This is a genomic window from Bacillus sp. LB7, assembly GCF_030449715.1.
Taxonomy (GTDB): domain Bacteria; phylum Bacillota; class Bacilli; order Bacillales; family Bacillaceae; genus Bacillus; species Bacillus paralicheniformis.
In genome coordinates, this window is the sequence record NZ_JASGCA010000004.1 from 276,412 (window position 1) to 297,179 (window position 20,768).

Consider the following 20,768-nt stretch of genomic DNA (forward strand, 5'->3'; position numbering starts at 1 on the left):
TCGCTTAGTTTAGACACCGGCATAAGCCGTAAACCCGCCATCCACCGGCACTGTTATACCGGTCACAAATCCGGACATCTTCTCATCCGCCAGCCAAAGCAGCGTCCCCAGCAAATCTTCCGGGCTGCCGAAACGCTTCATTGGGGTGTGAGAGATGATCTTCTTTGCTCTATCGGTCAATTCGCCGTTTTGATCAAGAAGAAGCTGTTCATTTTGATTGGTTAGGAAAAAACCCGGGGCAATGGCGTTGACCCTGATCCCCGTTTCAGCCAAATAGACGGCAAGCCATTTCGTAAAATTGTCGATGCCCGCTTTCGCCGCGCTGTATGCAGGTACTTTCGTCATCGGGGTTTGAGCGCTCATTGAAGAAATATTGATCACGGATGCCCCTTTTTGGTTCAGCATCATTTTTGCAAATTGCTGTGTTGGAATGAAAGAACCGAGGAAGTTTAAATTGAGAACCGAACCGACATCATCGCAGTTCAGATCAAATAATGTCTTGATGTTATCCTGGAAGAGGTGCTCGGAGCTGAATGTTTCATCTGATGTCGTACCATTGGGGTGATTGCCGCCGGCCCCGTTCAACAATAGATCACAGCCGCCGAATCGGTCGGCCACAACGCGTTTCGCCCGTTCAACGCTTCGTTGATTGATGACATCACACTCAACGGCAATCGCTGCGCCGCCGGCTTTTCGAATAGCTTCGGCCACAAGTTCGCCGTTTTCAACGGTTCGATTAAGAATCGCAACATTCATACCCTGCCGGCCGAGCTCTCTCGCCATCGCGCCGCAAAGCACCCCGCTGCCGCCTGTGATGACCGCAGTTTTCCCCGCTAAATTTTCATGGATTTCAAGCATTGTGAAGCCTCCCGTTTTTCTCTATTAAGCGAATCCCATATGCCCCATAAATACATAATACCGAGCGCCCTGTCATACAGACCGTAGCCGGGCCTGCACTTTTCATCCCAGATGTGGCGGCCGTGATCCGGACGCACATAGCCTGAAAAACCTGTTTCATGATAGGCTTTGACAATCCCGCAAATGTCAACGGTGCCATCTTTTGTTCTGTGCGATGTTTCGATAAAATCGCCGTTTTCGTAGACTTTGACGTTTCGGATATGGGCAAATGGAATCCGGTCGGCATACGCATGGATCATGGCGGAAAGATCGTTTTCGGGATTGGCGCCCAATGAACCGCTGCACAGTGTCACGCCATTAGCCGGATGATCGACAAGCTGAAGCAGCCTTCCGATGCTTTCTCCTGAAGTCATGATGCGCGGGAGTCCGAAAACCGGCCACGGCGGATCATCGGGATGGATCGCCATTTTGATTCCGCAGCGTGCGGCGGTTGGAATGATGTGTTCAAGAAAATAGTGAAGATGGCTCCAAAGATCCTCCTCCGTCACATTTTGATAGGCTTCAATCAGCCTTGTCAGATGCTCCAGCCGCTCCGGTTCCCAGCCCGGCATCGTGAATTCGGGGTGATTGGCGATTTGATCGACAAGCGCAAAAGGGTCGATTGTGTGCACCTTTGCGTGCTCATAAAACAGAGCAGTGGAACCGTCTGGAGCCTTTTTGTATAAATCGGTCCGCAGCCAGTCAAATACAGGCATAAAATTGTAGCAGATCACTTTAACGCCGGCTTTGGCCAAATTTTCAATCGTGCGCTTGTATTTTTCAATATACAGATCTCTCGTCGGCAGCCCGAGCTTAATATCCTCGTGAATGTTAACGCTTTCAACAACTTCAATGTGAAAACCGTGCTGTTCACACTGCCGTTTCACTTCTAAAATTTCTTCTATTGGCCATTCTTCACCTGGCGGCTGATGATGAAGCGCCCAAACGATCCCCTCTACACCGGGAATCTGCCTGAGCTGCTCAAGGGTGACGGAGTCATTTCCTTCTCCATACCATCTGAAAACCATTTTCATCACACTTCCTCCTCACCGATTCAATAAGATAAAATGATCTTTGTGACCTGATGGGGACAGTTTTTCGCTTTTTTCAACGCCTCTTCTATTTCCATAAAAGGCATGATCTCAGTCACAAAAGACCGGGCTATTTCAGGGTTTTCATTCAAAAATTGAATGACGCCGGGAAATTGATTGACGCTGTGTTTTGTTCCGTAAATTTCAATGTCTTTCTTTGTGAGAAGAAGGCCCGGAATCGTTACATTCTCCCCCGTTAAGCCGACAATGACAATGCGCCCGGCAGCAGCTGCCAAACTGATTGATTGCTCAATCGTCGCGGGAATCCCGGCCGCTTCGAACACAATCCCCGCTCCTTCTCCGTCTGTCAGCTTCAGAATCATTTGCTCGGCATCCTCTTCACCAGGCTGTATAACGGCATCCGCACCGAATGTTTCGGCAAGCTCAAGCCTCTCCAGTACGGGATCGACAACGATGACACGGGAGTCAAAGCGCTTTTTAAGCTGGGCCAAAATTGTTAACCCGATCGGACCCATTCCCAATATGACAATCGTTTCTCCTGTTTGAATATCCGCCCGCCGAACCGCCTGCGCTCCGATTGAAAACGGCTCGCACAACGCGGCGGTCGCAAAATCCATTTGCTCAGGAATCGGATGGACATGCGTTTCCGGGACAATGATAAAATCAGCGAACCCTCCTCTGCGAACCGATCCGATCATATCGATGTTCACACAGGCGTTTGTCCTCCCTTTCCGACAAGGGTAGCAGCTTCCGCACGGAATAGCCGGTTCAATTACGACCCGTTCGCCCGCGGATCGCTCCCTCACCCCGGCCCCCGTTTTTTCAATGACGCCTGCGAGCTCATGGCCAAAAATCTGAGGATACTGTGCATATGGATTTGAGCCGTCGTAAAAATGCACATCACTTCCGCAAATCCCGGCGGCCTTTACCTTGACAAGGACTTCGCCGCTGGCCGGTTCGGGACGCGGAACGTCGCGAAATTCAATTGAAAATGGCTTCGTCATCACCGCAGCTTTCACATCACCACTCCTTTTAAAGCGCTTACTTTTTGAAATAACCGGGAAACTCATCAATGAGCATCTGTTTATCGACGATGACCAGCTGCAAATGCTCTTCAGCGATTTCCTTAGCTTTTGCCTTCTGTTTTGTCTGAATCGCTTCTGTTAATGCTGCGTGCTGCTGATGAATGGTGTTCCAGTTAAAATCGGCGGCAAGCCTTAAAAAGCGGATTCTTTGGAAGGGAACGTTCATCTGCTGAATCGCAGCCCAAACATTCGCTTTTCCGCAGCCTTCAAAAATCGTCTGATGAAAAGCTTCATCCAATTCAAACAAACTTTCATAGTTTTTCTGTGTGATCGATAATTCCTGCATCTTCACATTCTGCTCCAACTTAAACATAGCTTCCTCCGGAAAGCCTTCACACGCCAGTTCAGCTACAGCCTTTTCCAGGTTTTCCCGCATAAATCTCGCTTCCTCCACCAGATCAAGGTCGATCAGCGACACGCGGGTTCCTTTCTGCGGATAGACTTCGAGAAGCCCTTCCCTCGACAGCTGCAAAAAAGCCTCTCTGACCGGAGTGCGGCTGACTTCATACCGTTCTGAAATCTCTTTTTCCGATATCAGCTCACCCGGGACAAGCCGAAACTTCATGATTTCTTCCTTCAGCATCTGATAGATTTGATCTCTGACAGAACGCGGGTTTAATTGTTTCATTGTCATGACTCTCACCTCCTCTCTGCCATGCTACCATACAAGTATGGTTGTGGGGTAGATGTTTTTTGAAAATTTTAAAAATATAAAGGAACTTTCAAAAGTTCCTTTATTTCAAAAGGGCCAGCATTTTCGTTTTTGTCTTCGGTCCGTATATCCCGTCCACTCCCAAACCGTACATCAGCTGAAAACGTTTCACCGCATTTGCCGTCTTCACTCCGTAGTATCCGTCGATCCCGTGATTTTTGGCTCCTTTATCAGGGTAATAATAAAGAGCCGCAAGGGCTGTCTGAATTTGTGTGACAGCCGTTCCTTTCATCAGCGGGCTTTTCACCTTATAAATGCCGTCGGGAAGAGTCCATGTCTTGCTCTTGCCGCCCGCTGACGCTTCAGCGGCTGCGAGGGCTTTTTCGGTTGCCGGGCCGTAAATGCCGTCGGCTTTAATTCCCGCTTTCTTTTGTAAAGAAGCAACCGCTTGCACCGTCTCGTCTCCGTAGCTTCCGTCCGCCCCGTATTTGGGCAGTGAAAAACCGGCCGCGATCAAGCGCGTTTGCAGCTTTTTCACATGAGAGCCTGACATTCCTTTTTTGAGGATAATGCCCGACGATGAACTTGTCTGGCTGGTGGAGGCAGCCGACACGGATACGGTTTTCGTTCCCAAAAGGGCGTCTACTCTTTTACGGAAAGCCGACAATTGGCCGGCATCTTTCACCCACGGGGTTGGACAGCTTTTATTGGTGACATCGTAATGGCGGACAATCCGATCTGCGGACAAACCGTATGTCTTGCACAAATCCGCTACAAGCTCCGCCGCATTGCGAATCGTCTCTTCATGGATAGTACCGTCTTTTTCCACGCACATTTCGACCCCGAGCGCCGTAGTATTGGCATTCGGCTTCAGAAAGCTGACATAGCAGCGGTTTTGATCATGCGCATGATAAGCGACTTCCTGATCGGGAATAATATGCTGCGCCTCATAGCGGTCGACAAAATAGTGAGCCGAGGCATAACGCTTGTCAACAATGCAGGTGCCATTGAAATAATTGCGCTCATTTAAAGCCGAAGCCCCGGGCGTCGCCGTCCAATGCATGACAATGCCTTTGACTGCCGCAAGTTTCAGCCCGGGACGGGTGTATTGATTGACTTTTACAAAGTTCTTGATGACTTTGACCAAACTTCATCATTCCTTTTCACATTCAATTCAGGAAGCCGCCTCAAAGACGGCTTCATTTCGTTAAACCTTTGTTCTGTAAAACTTCTTTTTGCATTTTCCCTTTGCTTGTCACATAATTGTTCCTATACCAGGCAATCAGCGATGCAACGATCGTAAAAGCCGCAGACCCGGCCGAATAGAGGGCATCCGCCAATGTATGAATCTGATCTTCGGCGATCGGCAAGACCGGCTTTCCAAACATGATCAGCGTCTGATTGACCAGCGCAATAAAAAGAAGCACCGTCCTGACGACCGTGCCTTTGTCCATATGTTTCATTATCGTGTCCTCCCTTATTTCTGCAATAAATTATAAAAAACAGCGATCGCTCCGCCTATGATGCCGGTGCTGACCGCCGTTATGATCGCGCCTGTGATGCTACGCTTGATCCAAGTTGTATTCTCTTCGATTTTGTTCAATTTTTCGTTAATCGAGATGATTTGCTGATCGTGGCGGTCTGATGTTCTTTCGAGTGTACTGACGCGCAGTTCGAGTGATTTTTGATCAGCTTTCATTTCCTGAACTTCTTTTTGGAATATATCCAGTTCTGGTGCTTCCGGCATTTTAATTCCCTCTCTCATATTGTTCAAATGATTTTTTGAAAATCTATGCTGCTTTAAAACTAAATCCAAAACTGATATACTCATTTGGATTTACTGTATTTGAGCAGTTTTCGATCACGACATTACCATCAATACTCACTTGTAAGCGATGATACTGCGGAGTATTGGACATGCCCAGTTGAGATGCTACACCTACAAACTGAAAGGCGCGTGACGGCCGATAACCTTTCGGCAACACGAATGCAGGAATATTAAAACCAATCTTTCCTTTTGCAATTGCACCTTCTACGAATACTGTACCGGTGGCATCTTTTGTATAACGGGCTTTCGTGCTGTCCGCGTAGTTAACCCATTCATTTAAAAGCGTTGGAAAGTGCCAAGTTAAATTCGTCAGCTTTGCCTCAAGACTCTCCATGGAAACTAATTCTGTCCACTGAGTCCAGTTCCCCCCGGATATTGTTTTCCGATAGGTTCTATTTGCATTATCAAACGCGATCGCTTGACCATAGTTACCTAAAGCGTTGCAAGTCCAAATTCCTCGAACGGCCGCGCCTGGTCCGTTTGATGCTCCTGAAGCTGCCGTAAAATGTATCAGCCCGGTATACTGTGGGAGAACCGTTTGAAAGTCATCTTCAGCGCTTATATATACCTTTGCCTGTCCATTGTCCCCGGTAATATTAAAAATCTGACTTCCGTTCCATTTATCTCTTTCATCCTCAGTAACATGCCGTGTTTGATCGTTATGATGCAGGTCAAATTCATCTTTTGTGGCCTGCCTTTTGTTGATCACTTCCCCAAGGCCGACCTGGGATTTTGTTACACCATGCGGGTTATCTTTTTTTAAAATGTGTGCATCTGTATAAGCAGTCGAACGTTGTTCAGCTTCCGCGGCAAACTGTGCAATCGACTCATCATTTGTATTCAGCTGATCGATCACCTGATTAAACAAATCAGCGTGGGCTTTGTCCGTAGTGTTGAAAGATCTCGGTTTTTGGATATCCATTTAATTAACCCCCTCTGTGAAAAAGTAATACATTTTGTTATGCAGCCCTGAACTTAAACCCGAAAGTAATAAACTCGTTTGGATTAACTGTATTTGAACTGGATTGAATGCATACCCTTCCGTCAGTATCGATCAGTGTCCGGTGATATTGCGGTGTTGACCCTGTACCTACACTTGATGCAACACCAACAAAGTGCATCATTTGAATCGGGCGGAATCCTTCAGGCAGTATAAACGCAGGAACATCAAAACCAATCGTCCCACCCGTTATTGATCCGATGATTTCTACTTCACCAAGAACATTTTTACAAAACCGGACTTTGTGCGACCCATACTGTTTCCACCCATTTGTTAACGTTGGGGTTTGCCAAGCAACGTTTAAATCAGCGTTTGTGACTACTCTTTTCCATCCTCGAAACTGTCCATCTGTATGAACGGTTCCATGCCATAAAGTATTATCATAGCTCCGCCACGCATGGATGGTCTTTCTTCCGGCACCGGTTTCAATTACATCGTAATTGAACCAGGAGTCGTCGTTTTCTACTAGGTTGTTTTGAACAACATGGCCCATAGCATAATAAAAACCTGTCGGCAGCGTTAACAAATCCGTTCCGTCCGGCAGTTTTGTGCGCGTTCCATTACTATCTGTAATTTTATATAACTGTGCATTGTTCCATTTTTCCCGTTCATCTTCATTCACATGGAGGTTCGTATTTCGTTCATGAGCATCAACCTTGGCTTGCGCACCATTAGTCGTTTCCTGGGTCTGCCATGGCGTCCACGTTGTTGAATCGGATTTTCTAAATCTAAAATACGACTGTTTCCCTTCGTACGATTCATAAGCTGCCTGAACCAAAGTATTGCCGAAGCTCATGACAAGCAAAAATATCCGATTTGATGAAGGTGGTGAATTGATTCCTTCATTATAGATGAGATACATGCCTGTCTCTGTCAAAGTGTTAAAATCTGTTGTTTCTGAACTGCCTCTGTAAAAGACTTTTCCGTTATTTTCGGTTAATTTATATAACTGCCCCGCGCTCCATTTTTCCCGTTCTTTGTCGGTGATGTGAATCGAATGGTCGCCGGCATGCGCATCAGTATACGTTTTAGCCTTTTCTTCAGCTTCCTCAACCCGCTTTGCAATCCGTTCATCGTTCATATTCAGCTGATCTATCGCTTCGTTAAACAAGTCGGCATGGGCGCGGTCTGTTGTTTCAAAGCGTCTCGGTTTTTGGATGTCCACCTTGTTTCAGCTCCTTTAATAAATGTCGTCGATTTCGAAGACGAATTCGATGTCGCCGTCTTTTTGCTTGTCTGTCATCGTTCTGACCGCTGTGAATTTTCCGGCTTCATCGACAAGGGCGAGCTCGTTGATCGTTTCTCCTGCCAGTTCGCTTTCTCCCAATGTACATGTATAGCGGACTTTCGCCGGCTCCATAAAGACAAAGCCTTCGATGTCTTTTTGCAGGAGTTCGTTTTTCAGCGCTTGTTCGTTGCCCTGTAGCGCGATCGGTTCGCCCTTATCGTTTGTACCTCCGTTTCCGAAAGCCATCTTTGTGACTTTGGTGAGCTTGCCGCCCTCAGCCCGTGCTTTTGCCATTTGCTGTCTTGCATAAAGCGTTGTCACTGTTAATTGTTGTGCCATTTTGATTTCTCCTTTACAATGCGATTTTTTGCGCCGCTGCCGCCAGCTGCTTCGTTCCGTCGAGCAAAAATGCGCCGTTTAGCGTCCACCACTTCTCCCTCATTTCAAGCGCGCCTGCTTGTTTAAATTCATGCTCGCATTTGCAGCTGATTTTGAAGGATTGGATCTGTTTGTTTTGATTGGTAATGCCGGTTTTCATACCTGCTTTAGTTTGCTGTTTCCGCCGGTTTTCAGCTGCCGCCTTTATCGTCAAGCTCGAGGCGGACCGGATGTATTGCCGCTTCTTGTGGCGCAGTGTGAGCTGCTGTTTAAACCTGCGGGGCAGACCGTCGATTTCTCGAAAACCGTTCAAGTAGAATGAATCATCAAGCAGATACTGTCCGTCCAAATAAACCGGGATCGTACCGAAAAAGCCGTTTTGGCTTCTTAAAACGAGCCTGTTATGAACGCTTTTCGGCGGCCGACATTCATAATGAAACCCGCCCCGGAATGTATAAGCCAAATGGGCGGGCTTCATATGATTGACGGTTTGAATGATCGAAGGTATAAACTGTAGATCTTCACCGTTTACGCTCAGCAAAAAATGATACCGTCCGGCCGTCAGTCTGACGGAGGCGGACGGCTGTTTTAAAAAAGCATTGACCGCTCGCTCGATCGAGCGGCTTGTAATCGGCGGAATATTGGACATCTTGGTTAACAGTCGTGCCCTTCGAATATCAACGACGTCTGAAGCCTCGCGTCTGACATTCAAAATCTTTTCCCACCTGTCCAGCCCCCATGTGGCCGTCGTGACAAAAAGCTGGTCCGTCATATCGAAAATCTCTTGATTTTGCTTCTCAAATTCGGGCGCCTCGGCCGTTAAAATGTCTTGGATCTCCCGGATTTCCGTCAAGTATGGCGGCAGATGAAAAGCCATTTCATCAATCTTGCTCAATGATCGTCACCTGCCCCAGCTTTGGAATTTCCGTTTCTGTCAACTGCAGATTTTTCGCTTCCCCGTTGATGAAGACTTCCGAATAGTCACTGACAGAGGACGATTCATAGATCATGTTGTTGATCTGCGAGAGACGGATGACGCTTTCTTTAAAGGCCATTTCTTTAAACAACTCTGTGATTTTTTCTGCAATTTCCTGTTTGGCTTCATCGATCGTCCGGCCTGATTCAGGAATGATTTTTGCAGATATGCTGACGTCTTTCCATACCGCGCTTTCAACCGCGGTATAAGCTCCGATCGGCGCCATACCTTCCCCTTTGCCCGGATCGGGATCGATATACTGCTTGACTCTTTCGATTAATGCGTCAGAGGCAGGTTCCATTTTCGCGTTTGTAATGACAACCTTTACGGTTCCCTCGCCATTCCACAGCGGAAAGACCTTCGCTTTACCAACGCCGTCCACCTCTTCGGCCCATTGTTTGTAATGCATCTGATTCGCGCTGACCGCTTCGCGGCGGACGCGGATTAAATACCTTTCATACAGCGATTCATCCGCCTCCTCGTCACGGCCGGGAATTTCAAGGCTTCCCATAACCGCCTTTTCAAGCCCTGGAATGGTATCGAGCGGAAGCAAAGGCCGCCCCGAGAGATTGGCGTTTCCTTTTGTCCCGGCCGTTTCACATTCAAGCTTGCCGTCTTCGAGCATGGTAAAATATAAGTCTTCCAGAAAAAAGCGGGTTCCGGGGGGAACCGATACTCCATCCGTAAAGGCTGCTGACCAAATGGCTTTTGACGCTTGATAGCGCTCAAGGCCGGCCTCAGCCGCCCTTCTGTCCAAATATTCGCCTTCAGCCGTATCCGCATAGACTAAATTCAGCACTTGATCAAGCCAAATATAAGAAAGCGCCAGCTCGGCAGCTGCCGGGGCAAGCGCATTCCAAATGACGCTGTTTTCACGCTTGTCAATCTCATCTGAAATCCGCTCAAGCATGCGTTCCATGATCTCTTCAAATGTCTGGTTTTCAAACATCTTCCCCTATCACCTCCTCGATTTCCAATGTCCCTTCATCGGTTTCAACCGAAAAAGACACATGGAAGGCATCGTCTTGACGCTCAATCTCGAAATCGGTTACCGCAGAAATTCGGTCGTCATATCTGAGGGCTTCCTCGATCAGTCTCGGTATCTCCATTTCTTTATAAGCGTCGGTCGTTTCATGATCTGAAAGAACCTCTTGCAGTTCATTTCCGATGTTATGGCTGTAAACGGCATATGTGTAGCGCTCAGTTCTCAGCGCCATGTAAACCATTTGTTCCACCGCTGCGAGTCCCGAAATCATATCACCCGTCATCTTGCCTGTTTCAAAATCAATTTTGTACGTTTTTGAAGTCTCAATCACGTCGCTGTCATCCTCGATATCTTCAAAAGATATTTCCGGTGAAAGAGCCATCCGAGCCACCTCCTACTCCTACACTCTGTCTATCACGAAAAACGACTGCCCTCCAGGCATGGCCGCAATCATCACGTGGTCACCGGCATGCAATTGGTTGTAAAAGCGAATCGTTTTGTCTTCTCCGTCAATCCGGATCTGTTCCGTATGTTCTGTCAAATGCCTGGCCACCACCAGTAAGTCGGAGGGGATCAACAATTTATCATGATTGCGGAGCTTCAGCTTGAGCGGAGAAGCGGACACGACTTCCGCCGGCATGACATCAACAGGCGATTCAGCGTTTACGGCTCCAAGAGCCAGCTCTTTTATCGCATCGCTTAATTTCATGAAGACGCTCCTTCAGGTATTGTATTTTTCGCGACGACATCAATCGTCATCACATGCTTTGTCCCTGCAAAATCGTGTTTATCTTTATCAACCCAATAGGTTTCTTTAATGCCCGCTTCCGGAATCGATATATAAACCGGAAGTCCGCTTTGAACTTCCGGTATGCCGAGCGCCTGTATGCTTTTCAGCTCTTTTTTGACGCCTTTCTTTTCAGCCTGTATCTTCTTCGCCCGGTCGCGCAGCTGCGCCTCGTTAATATCATCCGATACCGTTTCTGTGTATTGAAGAACGCCGAATCTTTTCATTCCGGCTTCATCGATGGCTGATGCGGTATAGGTTTTGTTATCTTTCTGCTTTCTCAGTTTCACCCGGGTTGCCGTTTCATCGATTGACGTACTGTAAGCGTAATCCGTAATGTTCACACCCGTTTCCAAAACCCAGATATCCTCCGGTTCGGGCCACGCTCGTAAACACAGCTTTCCTTTTTCGGCATACAGCTGATAGTTTTTTCCGGTTTGCTTTTTTGTTTCACGCAGCGCTTTTAAGATGATGTCATACAGGCTCGTATTGTCTTTAAAGACGAGTGATTTAATCGTATGTCCGGTGCTTGCGATCGCGCCTTTGGGAATTTGAAAGTCGCTCGCAATTCGTTTGACAATGTCAGCAGCCGTTTTGTTCGAGAATACATATACATCCTGGTTTTTCACCAAGTACTGAAGCATGTCGTACGCTTTAAACGTGAGCGTGTATTCTTTCGGCACCCTGCTGAAAACAATTCCGCGAAACAGTTCTTTTCCTTTCCATTTAAATAAAACGGTATCGCCTTCCTGCACGCTGTAATATTTGTGGCTTCCCTGCTTGATGACAATCGACGCTTCGATCGAACGAGGCGCCTGATACCTTTCTCCTTCTAAGGTGACGCTTTCGGTGACAAGTTCATACCATTCGCTTTCTTTTATGACAAATAATTCGATCATCGCTATCCCCTGCTTTTGATTTAACAGAAAAACGCCGGTTCACCCGGCGCTTCGTTTTATGGTATTTTCAGCTTTTGCCCAGGAAAAATCCAGTGTCCCGGCTGTTTGATGTTTCGCTTGCTTCGTTTGATCATCGCCTGTTTGTTCGCGTTCCAAATTTTCCGCCATTCCTGGCTGTTTCCGTAAAAACGGCCTGCGATGTGCCAGAGCGTATCGCCTTTTTTGACGGTGTACATTTTTGGAGCCGGTTTGGACGGCCGTTTTTTCTTTGTTTTCTTTTTCTGTTTGATCTTCCGGGGTGATGCTGTTTGATACTCTTTTAATGTGAGATCAAAATCCCGGTCGCCGATATCCTTTTCACCCTCACGATGCGAAAAGTTTTCGATGCTGCATGTGAGATTGATCTTCGTGCCCGTCACGAGAAATTGAACCGGTTTTTTCGCTTTCATCCACTTCTCGATTTTGAGAATCGCGTTCTCCGGCGAAAGAAACCCTTTATATTCCGCAAGCGGAGAATACTTTTTCGGAAAATGAGACGAAAATGAAATCGTCTTTGCTACCGGTTCATTGATAAATGTAACCTCGCCGAACTTTGACACCTTTACAGACTCGTTCGCAAGATTATTGCTGACGTCAAGCTGCTCTGGAAGCACAGGGAGGCGCAGCTTTTCCTTTCCTTGCGACAGCCAAAATTCGTACACGGATTTAGTCATAAGCTACGCTTCCTTTCGTCCCAATATGAATATCCCGTTCAAGCTCATCGACAAGAGCGCGCTTGATTTTCGCAATCAATGTTTCCTGGTCGCGCTCACTGTGGTAATGATTGTCTCCGGTAATATAGATGTTGACTTCTTTGGCGCCGTTTTCAGCCGGCTGCCCGGATCGGGCCCCGCCTGCGGTGGCTGCAGCCGCCTGACCGCTTGAAATGGAACCGGACCCTTCAGCGGGGTCATGCACTTCCATCCCGAGCGCGCCTGCAGCCCGTTGAAGCAAATATCTGCCGCGGATGCCGCGTTCTTCGGGAATGATCCATTCGCGCTTGCCGCCTTCACCCACGCGGGCAATCTGCTCGCTCGTGATCAGGCCGCCGTTGGCATAGCCTTTATAAGCTCCGCCTCTTGCCATGCTTTTAATCCCCGGAGTGTTAAATGGCGACCCGTATCGCGATTTGATGTAGTTGATGGCCGCTACCGCGTTGTGAACAGGATTGAAAATATCATTCATTCCTTTTCCTTTGTACGCATTAAACGTTTGACCGATCGTCTGCATCAAGCCTCTGCTCGGGTCTCCCCGCTTGGCGTTAATGTCCCAGCCGTTAGAGGCGCGCGGATTTCCGCCGGATTCCTTTTGAGCAATGACAGAAAGCGGCTGAAGCCACGACACCGGTGAACCGGTAGCCATGATCGCCTGCATCAGCCACGACTTTACATTTCCGCCGACGGCTCCGATTCCGGAAAACGCAGCGGCCAGCGAGCCTGCTTGTTTTTCCGCAAAACTTTTGACATCGACAGAACTTAAACCTTTGACAATCCCGACCGACGCAAAACGCCCGAGACTCATCATGACCCGGGACGGAGAATGAATATCTAGTTCTTCGCGGAACGCTTTTTCCACTTTTTTCGCCAAGTTTTTTGCAGCTTGAGAAACTTCGCTGCCTTTTCCATTCATGCCGCTGATAAAGTGTCCGACCATTCCTGATCCCCAGCCTGCAGCCGACTGTTTCGAATCAAGGAACGGCTTGTTGATATTTTTATCAACATACTGCGGCGTCCCGGTCGGTGTTGCATTTTGCCCGGATGCGAAGTTTTTGACTGTATTTGCGCCCCAGGAAGATGACGTCTTTACCGTTGTTTGATAAGGCGCATTTACTTTTGTTTGAAGAAAACCGCCCGTTCCGGTCGCTGAAGCATTTTGCCCGGATGCGAACCCGGCAACCGTCTGTTTTCCATAATTAGACGATTCTGCCGGCAGACTGCTAAACGGCTTGCTGATGTTTTTTTGCTTCCATTGATCAAGGGAAGGAGCGTTTGAGCCGATCCCTTTGTCAAAGCCGCCGGTGAATTCCCGGCCGAAAGCCTGCGCCTCTGCCGTTATATTCCCGACGCCGACAGCAGGCGATACAGAAGCCGAATACGAAGCGGTGCTTGAAACCGGAGAAGCAGCTCCTCCGTCTCCCGCCGCGGCCCCCATGTCGTTAACAACGCGCATGCCGAGCTTGGTCGCTGCCTGGGCAAGCAGCATCTTCCCGCGGCCCCGGTTGTTTTCCGTCGGGATGACAAATTCGTTTCCGGCTTCACCGATCCAGGAGATGGTCGGTTTTGTGATGTAGCCGCCTGTGGCATTTTTATCAGGATTATCTCCTGTCATGAAGTTGATGACAGCATCAATACCGCCGCCAACTTTATCCCATATTTTACCTACCCATCCGAATGCTTTCTCAAAACCGTCGCTGATCAATCCGGCAATCTTTACAATTGGCTTTTGAATATTTTTCTCAAACCAGCCGGCGACACCTTCCCAAATGTCTGTTACCGTTTTTTTGGCCGCTTGAAATTTTTCTCCAATGGCTTCTTTTACGGTTGAAAACGTATTTTTTATCGGATTCCAAACCGTATTTATAAACCATGAGGAAACCGCGCCCCAAACTCTTTTGATCATGTTCCAGGTGAATTGAAAACGATCCCAAATCCCAGTTGCCACTTCAATGACTTTTGAAACTACGGGATTCCAAACATTTTCCGCAAACCAGCCGGCGACCGCCGTGAATGTCTCTTGTATCATCGTCCAGGCTGTTGTCAGCTGATTCCAGATCCCTGTCGCTACTTCAATCACCTTGCTGACAACAGGATCCCATACATTCTCTGCGAACCAGCCGGCGACCACCATGAATGTTTCCTGAATCATCGTCCAGGCTGTTGTCAGCTGATTCCAGATCCCTGTCGCTACTTCGATCACCTTGCCGACAACAGGATTCCAGACATTTTCCGCAAACCAGCCCGCCACTGTCATGAATGTTTCCTGAATCATCGTCCAGGCTGTTGTCAGCTGATTCCAGATCCCTGTCGCTACTTCGACCACCTTGCCGACAACAGGATTCCAGACGTTATCTGTAAACCATCCTGCTATCATCGACCAGTTTTCTTGAATGGCTCCGAGTACCTCAGCCGATTTATCTTTTATCGTATTCCACGCTTTCTCGACACCGCCGTTGTCATCGAACATCTTCCCGAAATATTCACCGATACTTGAGCCGCCCAAGCTTCCGACCATACCTCCAATGGCCCCGCCGATTGCCGTCCCCCCCACAGGGAGAATAGCTGTGCCAATTGCAGCACCTGCTGCTGCGCCAGCTAAACCGCCGCCAATTCCTCCGCCTGCCGAACCGACTTTTTCGCCTGCGTTTTCTTTGTTCATATCCATTAACTCAGTCGCTGATAAAAGCGCTCCAGCATATGGGAGGGCTTTGCCTCCAACTTTCCCCACTTTTCGAAGACCTTTCATAAACTTGCCGCCGGATCCGTTTCTTCCCGGTCTTGTTTCTCCATTAGTGGAGGTTTCTTCACTTCCTGGCCTGCTGCTTGTTGCAGGTTCATTGATTATAGAACCTCCGCCTCCACCACAGCAGCAACAACCGCCTCCACTTTCTTCACCTTTAAACACCTTACCGAGGATGGCATCAAATGATTTGTCCCAAATCTTCTCGGGAAGCCCCTTCACCCATTCAACAAATTTACTTTTACCCGCCTTTAGAATTTCAGTCCATATGGCCTCAGCTTTCCCATCCGAATCTTTTTTGTCTTCTTTTTGTTCCGTTTTTACAATTGCGTCAATTTTAAGGATACGTTTAGCCTCGATGCTGTTAAGCTTTTTTTGCAAAGCATTCAATTTCGCGGTCGCCTGGTCGTTAATCGTAAGAGTGGCTTGATATTCCCTTGCTAAATGATTTTTCAAATAGGAGGAAATCCTGCTGGCTGTCTGGGTGATTTTATCAATGACATAGAGCGTTGCAGAGTATCCTTTTTGCAATGCACCCTTCATGTAGCCGGAAATTTTTTGAACAGCCGGGGTGACTCGGTCATTAACAGCTGCAGTTAAGAAGTATTCAGCTGATGACAATTCAGACATGATGCTTCTGATCTTTTGAATACCCGGTGTCGCCTGATCATGTATTACAATTGAAAATTGATAGTTGTCAGGCAGCTTTTGTTTGAGCTGATTTGAAATATTGTCGATGGTTTTGCCGGCCTTATCGACTGCTGAAATTTCAAGTTGCCATGATTTCAGGTTGGCTTTTAAGAAAACATTAAGTTTTTTCAATGTTTTCTCTGCTGTTTTCGTTTTTATTTTCATTGCGAACGGGCGGCTGAGTTTTTTTCGTCTTTTTTCCAGGTCTTTAAACCCCTTCTGAATCCTTCGCAGCTTCTTAGATACCCGGTCTTCAAGTTCAAAACGTGCCGTCAGTTTTGCCATGGATTATATACCTCCTTTCCGCGCTTCTTTATCCAAGATTTGAAGTTTGTAGCTGATGAGTCCGTATAAAAATGATTTAAACGGTTTTGGGGCTTCGTACAGTTCCCGGAGCTGGGATGGAGAATAGTGAAGTTCGTGCATTGCAAAATAGAGATACACCGCTTCTTTATTCCCATCCTTGATTAGTTTTTTGCTTCTTCTTCCAGATCTTCAAGATCGTCTTCAAAGCCGTTGATTTCAATCGCTTTGTTGAGCCAGTTCGCATATTCCCCTCCGACGGACAGAACGCGTTTGGCCACTTCGACCGGATCGGCCGTTTTATAGGCTTCTCTTAATTCCTTTGAACGGAAATCAGGATAGATCGTCGATTCAATGGCGATTCGGGCGTAAAAGCGCTGGGTGTCGAGATCCTTGACGCGGCCCCTGCCTTTGATGTTTTTATAAGTCGTATTTTCTTTTTCAAGCTCGTCAATGCGCTCGGTTGTAATCGGCTTAAACACAAACGGAATGACATTGCCCTTTTTATCTACGAACCGCTTTGAGATCGGCACTTTGATTTCTTCGGCTTCAACGGTTTGTCCCGGCATAAAAAAGGATAAATCATATACTTTTTCTTCTTGTTTTTCGCTCATGTCTGCTTGCTCCTTTAACATTCAATTTTTAAATGAAAAAGCACCCTCGGCTTGACGAGAGTGCTTGGTGTTATATGTCCTGACTACTAGCCTATGTTTGAAAAGCGGGATACGGGGCTCTTTTTAAAACGTATCTTTCAGTTTTTCAGGAACGTCAAAATCTTCAAATGTGAACGGCACTTCTTCTTCGAGCGCTTCTGAGTCGACGTCAAGGCCGGCGATTTTGGCTGAGTCAAAATTCACGTCATACAGTGTGACCCGTTCCGTTCCGCGGCCTGATGACTGGTCGTCAAGGACGGCCTGGAGCGTGAAATAAGGATCTTCGCCTTTTTTCACATAGTTCATCATTAATGTGACAAATTGAGATGTGACTTTATAAAATGTCGCCGTTCCCGTGCCGTTTGCACCTGTTGTCTTGTGGCCCGTCATGCGGCGGCCCATAATATTGACTTCGGCTTTATTCTTTTCGACGTTTGCCTCAAATGTTTTGATGTGAGCCATCTCTTGTCCGTCGAGAAAAAGACGGCCTTCTTTTCCGGAAATCGTGTTTTGCGCTTTTAATGCCATATTATTTTACCTCCACATTAAAGTAGAATTTTTCTGCTGCATCAACCGGCTGAACGGCTAAATCGATTAAAAACCCGTCGCGGTCTTCATTCAGGGTGATGGCAATATCGCTTTCAGAATCAAAACCGGTGATGCCGCCGGCTTCCTGAAGCGCCGTCATATACTGAATGATCAGCGTTTTGACGTACTGCAAACCGTCGTCAGATGCAGGGATGTCGCTGCCGCTTGCTTTTCGCGCTTTGATTAAAGCCTTTAATTCGCGGGTCAAATCATTGTTAACGCCGTCAAGGACGCGGATGATTTTGTTTTTCGAGAATTTTTTGTTCTTGTCGGCAGTGAAACTCGTTAAAGAGTTGATGTCTTTTTCGACGCTGACCGATTGATCGCGTGCATCAAACGTAAATAAAAACTCGCCTTTTTTCAGACGTTCGATGACCTGGTCTTCATCCAGACGGTTCAGGACATCAACAGCTCCTTCGTATTCGACAAATGTCAGCGACTGGTTAAAAGTCGCGCCTGCGCTTGCTCCGGCAACCCATGCCGTCGCTTTTTCAGGAGTGATTTCTGTGCCGTCTTCCAGCACGACGCCTCCCGTTACATTGATGATGCCTTCATAGTCTCCGGCATAATCGGCGACTACGCCTTGGACTTTCTGGCCCTGCTTATCGCGGAGGCGCTTGATGAAAGCGGCAAAAGTGGCTTTCAGCTGTTCATTGTCTGCAACCGGAAGTGCGATCGTATTGAAGTATTCTGTTTCGGCCGCATCTAAAAATGCGGTGTAATCGGCAACGCTTGCTGTTCCGTTCTCTCCGCCTTCCAGCTTTGTGCCCGCTGTCAGTTCAAGCGCGCCTTCCCCTTGAAACGCGACGTACGCATTTGCGGTAAGCTCTTCTGCCGTTTTGACGGTTTGTCGGTCAGCTTCATCTGTTCCGACAAAGGTTGTGACATCAAACTTTTTAGAATCGAGCACATTTTCGGAAATGCGGATCGAGATGTCGTTTCCTTTCTCGCCCCCGTATTTTGCCGTTACGCTCAGCGTTTCGCCGATTTGGGCTTTCGCCGGCACCCCTGTGTTCAGACGGTACAGCAAAACGGTCTGTGCGTTTTTCTTCGCTTCGCGGAAAAGCAGAAGAGACGGATCATCGATGTTCAACCCTACTTTTTTATTTAAATCTTCAATGCTGGAAATCGATACAAATGTTTTCGGTTCCCCCCAGCTCATGACGACAGGGAGGGCAACAGTGCCGCGTTCCCCGACGGAAACCCGTTCCTCTGCTGTCGTTTTAAAATTAAAATAAATGCCGGCACGATCTTTTTCTTTGCCTGGTGTAAATGTTCCGCCGTTCATTAATTCATGACCTCCTTGGCTAAAAATGTTTGAATAAGCTGACTTGCCTCAAGCTTTGAAATCTGCTTTTCTTTCACATGAAAAAGAGCACCGTCGAGAACTTCCGGTTTAATGCCGAAAAGCTCTTTTGCGTGCTCCCTCAGATCTTCGATGTAGAAGAGCGCTTCACGTTCCTCTTGAGGCGCCTTTTTTGCTTCGGTCTTTGTTTTTTTGCTGACTGTCAATTATTTCACCCCGTTTGTAAAATCAATAGTTTCCAAAGAAAGTTCGTTTTCCCGTCTGTACCAGTAGCGGCTGTTCCATTGAATAATAATGGACGCGGTGCCGGAATCCCCTATCCTTGTCTCGATCCGGCTGATCCTCAAGCTGTCCCCTGTGCCTTTACCCGATCGGTCAATGAGCGGGATGGTGTGCCGCGCTTCCCTTACGGCATCTGCAATGCGCTCAGCATGATCGTGGGCCTGCTGCGAATCATGGTGAAACAGTTTCACATTCAGGGTGAAGACTTTTTTAAATGTTGAAACCGTATCATTCTCATCAAAAACAGAAGGGGGAGGAAAATATAGCGACGGTATTTGAAAATGGTCAGGTATTTCCTTTTCATAACAGACGACAGGAAAGACTTGATAAAAGAAATTCATGACAGATCCCGTTTCGTCGTTCAAAGCTTCACCTCCTTAAAGGGAATTCAGCCATGTTTGCAGCCTTTCATGCAGGCGTTTTTCAAATAAACGCTCAAATATGTAAAGCGCATGCTCCCAATAGCCTGTTCCCTTTACCCATTGCCGTTTTAAGGCCATGCCGGACGATGAACCGGGATCATATTGAAACCGGCCGCCGTGCCATTGTCCCGGAATCCACCTGACTTCACCTTTTCCGCCTGACCAATGGCCGTCATTTACGAATGAGGCATACTCTAACTCTGTCCCGACTTCAAGCGTGAGTCCGCCTTTTTCAATTTCCCATCTGTTCCCTTCGGCCCCTCGCTTGAAAGAGCGCAAAAGGCTTCCGGTATCAATCGATCCGGCGCGCACGATTTCGTCACGGACCAGGTCCAAAAAATCGGTTCCCGCCTGTTCAAGCCACTTGGCAGCTTCAGTTCGAAAGCCGCTCTGCCCCGCTTTTTCCAGCGTCTGTGACAGCTGTTTCAATCCTTTGATTTTCATAGTTTTTCATCCCTGACCGCTAAGACTTCCAGGTGATGGCCTTTGATGTTGCGCGGCTGCTGGAGCGTGTAGCTGACACCGTTCCAGACCGCCTGATCGTGAAGGCGCACATCTGCATCCGCCGGAAAATGGGCCAAATAGGAATGATAAATGACCTGTTCGGGATCTTGCTGGACGATCGACTGGTTTTTTTCCGTGAAATAGCAGGGAACGTCCTGAAGATCAGGTATGTCCCCGTATGTGCGGATCGGCTGCAGGTCTGGCGCGGGAATGCCGTACCTTGCTTCCTCGGCCTGGTCTTCCTTTAGATGGTAGATATCGCAGCGGTCGCTTAATAATTTTTTGTAGCTCATAGCGGCCGCACCTTGAATCGAACAGATTCATAATCAAGAATAAATTCTTCGAGCAGTTTATAGACGTCGGGCTTCGCCAGGTCTCCGCTTCTTGAGAGCGTATAAGAGTAGTCACCCAATTTCTCAGATTTGTAGCCTTTCAAAAGCGATTCATCACCGTTTTTCAATGCAAAGTATTGTGCCAGCTGCAGCAAAGCGAGCCTTGCCTTTTCCGGCAGCGGATCATATTTTTCATCTGTAAAACGATGCCCCGTGATCTGTTCGGCTTCCGCTTCAGCTTCAAGGATATCCTGCCGCAGCAATTCCTGCGGCCGGTTTTTCACGGCTTCAATAACGGAATATTGGATGATATCGTCGGGCGTGATCAGCATGTTCATCACATCCTTCCAGAGCTTTTACCTGTTGTCCGGGGCGCTTTTGCTTTTGCCCGGACTCGTTCCCCGCCGATCGGCAATGCTTTCAGTG

General features: G+C 47.7%; 26 protein-coding genes. All 26 read right to left on the reverse strand.

Annotated elements, in window-relative coordinates:
* Positions 1–9: 9 nt before the first annotated feature.
* Positions 10–858 (reverse strand): SDR family oxidoreductase, encoded by an 849-nt coding sequence (locus tag QMZ64_RS07960; RefSeq protein ID WP_265627261.1) that lies wholly within the window; start codon positions 856–858, stop codon positions 10–12.
* Positions 834–1,931 (reverse strand): mannonate dehydratase, encoded by a 1,098-nt coding sequence (gene uxuA / locus QMZ64_RS07965; RefSeq protein WP_301441227.1) that lies wholly within the window; start codon positions 1,929–1,931, stop codon positions 834–836. Before uxuA ends, QMZ64_RS07960 begins: the two co-directional genes overlap by 25 nt.
* Positions 1,932–1,951: 20 nt before the next feature.
* Positions 1,952–2,968 carry a zinc-binding alcohol dehydrogenase family protein gene (locus QMZ64_RS07970; protein ID WP_265627263.1) on the reverse strand — a complete coding sequence of 339 codons (1,017 nt, stop codon included), beginning with the start codon at positions 2,966–2,968 and terminating at the stop codon, positions 1,952–1,954.
* Between the two features lie 22 nt (positions 2,969–2,990).
* Complete coding sequence (locus QMZ64_RS07975; protein WP_265627264.1) at positions 2,991–3,668, reverse strand: GntR family transcriptional regulator; 678 nt, start codon at positions 3,666–3,668, stop codon at positions 2,991–2,993.
* A gap of 100 nt (positions 3,669–3,768) precedes the next feature.
* Entirely contained in the window at positions 3,769–4,833 is a 1,065-nt protein-coding gene (locus QMZ64_RS07980; protein ID WP_265627265.1) for a peptidoglycan recognition protein family protein, read from the reverse strand.
* 52 nt (positions 4,834–4,885) lie between these two features.
* Positions 4,886–5,149, reverse strand: a complete 264-nt coding sequence (locus QMZ64_RS07985) for a phage holin (protein WP_265627266.1) — start codon at positions 5,147–5,149, stop codon at positions 4,886–4,888.
* A 14-nt stretch (positions 5,150–5,163) separates the two neighbouring features.
* Positions 5,164–5,433: a hemolysin XhlA family protein gene (locus QMZ64_RS07990; RefSeq protein WP_265627267.1), complete on the reverse strand. Its 270-nt coding sequence runs from the start codon at positions 5,431–5,433 to the stop codon at positions 5,164–5,166.
* Between the two features lie 43 nt (positions 5,434–5,476).
* Positions 5,477–6,436 carry a hypothetical protein gene (locus QMZ64_RS07995; protein WP_265627268.1) on the reverse strand — a complete coding sequence of 320 codons (960 nt, stop codon included), beginning with the start codon at positions 6,434–6,436 and terminating at the stop codon, positions 5,477–5,479.
* 37 nt (positions 6,437–6,473) lie between these two features.
* Positions 6,474–7,679 (reverse strand): pyocin knob domain-containing protein, encoded by a 1,206-nt coding sequence (locus tag QMZ64_RS08000; protein WP_265627269.1) that lies wholly within the window; start codon positions 7,677–7,679, stop codon positions 6,474–6,476.
* Between the two features lie 15 nt (positions 7,680–7,694).
* The gene (locus QMZ64_RS08005; RefSeq protein ID WP_265627270.1) at positions 7,695–8,081 is read right to left on the reverse strand and encodes a phage tail-collar fiber domain-containing protein; all 387 of its coding nucleotides are present in this window, start codon (positions 8,079–8,081) and stop codon (positions 7,695–7,697) included.
* A 13-nt stretch (positions 8,082–8,094) separates the two neighbouring features.
* A complete protein-coding gene (locus QMZ64_RS08010; protein WP_265627271.1) occupies positions 8,095–9,015 on the reverse strand; it encodes a putative phage tail protein in 921 nt (306 codons plus the stop codon).
* The gene (locus QMZ64_RS08015) at positions 9,002–10,045 is read right to left on the reverse strand and encodes a baseplate J/gp47 family protein (protein ID WP_265627272.1); all 1,044 of its coding nucleotides are present in this window, start codon (positions 10,043–10,045) and stop codon (positions 9,002–9,004) included. The genes QMZ64_RS08010 and QMZ64_RS08015 overlap by 14 nt, the downstream gene beginning before the upstream one ends.
* A complete protein-coding gene (locus QMZ64_RS08020; protein WP_265627273.1) occupies positions 10,038–10,463 on the reverse strand; it encodes a DUF2634 domain-containing protein in 426 nt (141 codons plus the stop codon). Before QMZ64_RS08020 ends, QMZ64_RS08015 begins: the two co-directional genes overlap by 8 nt.
* 18 nt (positions 10,464–10,481) lie before the next feature.
* On the reverse strand, positions 10,482–10,790 hold the full coding sequence (locus QMZ64_RS08025) for a DUF2577 domain-containing protein (protein WP_165426754.1): 309 nt from the start codon (positions 10,788–10,790) through the stop codon (positions 10,482–10,484).
* On the reverse strand, positions 10,787–11,767 hold the full coding sequence (locus QMZ64_RS08030) for an XkdQ/YqbQ family protein (RefSeq protein WP_265627274.1): 981 nt from the start codon (positions 11,765–11,767) through the stop codon (positions 10,787–10,789). The genes QMZ64_RS08025 and QMZ64_RS08030 overlap by 4 nt, the downstream gene beginning before the upstream one ends.
* A 56-nt stretch (positions 11,768–11,823) precedes the next feature.
* Positions 11,824–12,480 (reverse strand): LysM peptidoglycan-binding domain-containing protein, encoded by a 657-nt coding sequence (locus QMZ64_RS08035; protein WP_265627275.1) that lies wholly within the window; start codon positions 12,478–12,480, stop codon positions 11,824–11,826.
* Positions 12,473–16,237, reverse strand: coding sequence for a transglycosylase SLT domain-containing protein (locus QMZ64_RS08040; protein ID WP_265627276.1), 3,765 nt, complete (start codon positions 16,235–16,237; stop codon positions 12,473–12,475). Before QMZ64_RS08040 ends, QMZ64_RS08035 begins: the two co-directional genes overlap by 8 nt.
* A 3-nt stretch (positions 16,238–16,240) precedes the next feature.
* A complete protein-coding gene (locus QMZ64_RS08045; protein WP_265627277.1) occupies positions 16,241–16,396 on the reverse strand; it encodes a hypothetical protein in 156 nt (51 codons plus the stop codon).
* A gap of 23 nt (positions 16,397–16,419) precedes the next feature.
* Positions 16,420–16,869, reverse strand: coding sequence for a phage tail assembly chaperone (locus QMZ64_RS08050; RefSeq protein WP_003180832.1), 450 nt, complete (start codon positions 16,867–16,869; stop codon positions 16,420–16,422).
* A gap of 123 nt (positions 16,870–16,992) precedes the next feature.
* On the reverse strand, positions 16,993–17,436 hold the full coding sequence (locus tag QMZ64_RS08055) for a phage tail tube protein (RefSeq protein ID WP_020451024.1): 444 nt from the start codon (positions 17,434–17,436) through the stop codon (positions 16,993–16,995).
* Position 17,437: 1 nt separating this feature from the next.
* Positions 17,438–18,784 (reverse strand): phage tail sheath family protein, encoded by a 1,347-nt coding sequence (locus QMZ64_RS08060; RefSeq protein WP_265627278.1) that lies wholly within the window; start codon positions 18,782–18,784, stop codon positions 17,438–17,440.
* Positions 18,784–19,008, reverse strand: coding sequence for a YqzN/YkzM domain-containing protein (locus QMZ64_RS08065; protein WP_152849058.1), 225 nt, complete (start codon positions 19,006–19,008; stop codon positions 18,784–18,786). Before QMZ64_RS08065 ends, QMZ64_RS08060 begins: the two co-directional genes overlap by 1 nt.
* A complete protein-coding gene (locus QMZ64_RS08070; protein ID WP_265627279.1) occupies positions 19,009–19,449 on the reverse strand; it encodes a phage portal protein in 441 nt (146 codons plus the stop codon). It abuts the gene before it with no gap.
* A 12-nt stretch (positions 19,450–19,461) separates the two neighbouring features.
* Complete coding sequence (locus QMZ64_RS08075; protein WP_243939811.1) at positions 19,462–19,950, reverse strand: HK97 gp10 family phage protein; 489 nt, start codon at positions 19,948–19,950, stop codon at positions 19,462–19,464.
* On the reverse strand, positions 19,947–20,303 hold the full coding sequence (locus tag QMZ64_RS08080; protein WP_265627280.1) for a YqbH/XkdH family protein: 357 nt from the start codon (positions 20,301–20,303) through the stop codon (positions 19,947–19,949). The genes QMZ64_RS08075 and QMZ64_RS08080 overlap by 4 nt, the downstream gene beginning before the upstream one ends.
* Positions 20,300–20,674 (reverse strand): protein YqbG, encoded by a 375-nt coding sequence (gene yqbG, locus QMZ64_RS08085; protein WP_165428641.1) that lies wholly within the window; start codon positions 20,672–20,674, stop codon positions 20,300–20,302. Before yqbG ends, QMZ64_RS08080 begins: the two co-directional genes overlap by 4 nt.
* Between the last annotated feature and the right edge of the window lie 94 nt (positions 20,675–20,768).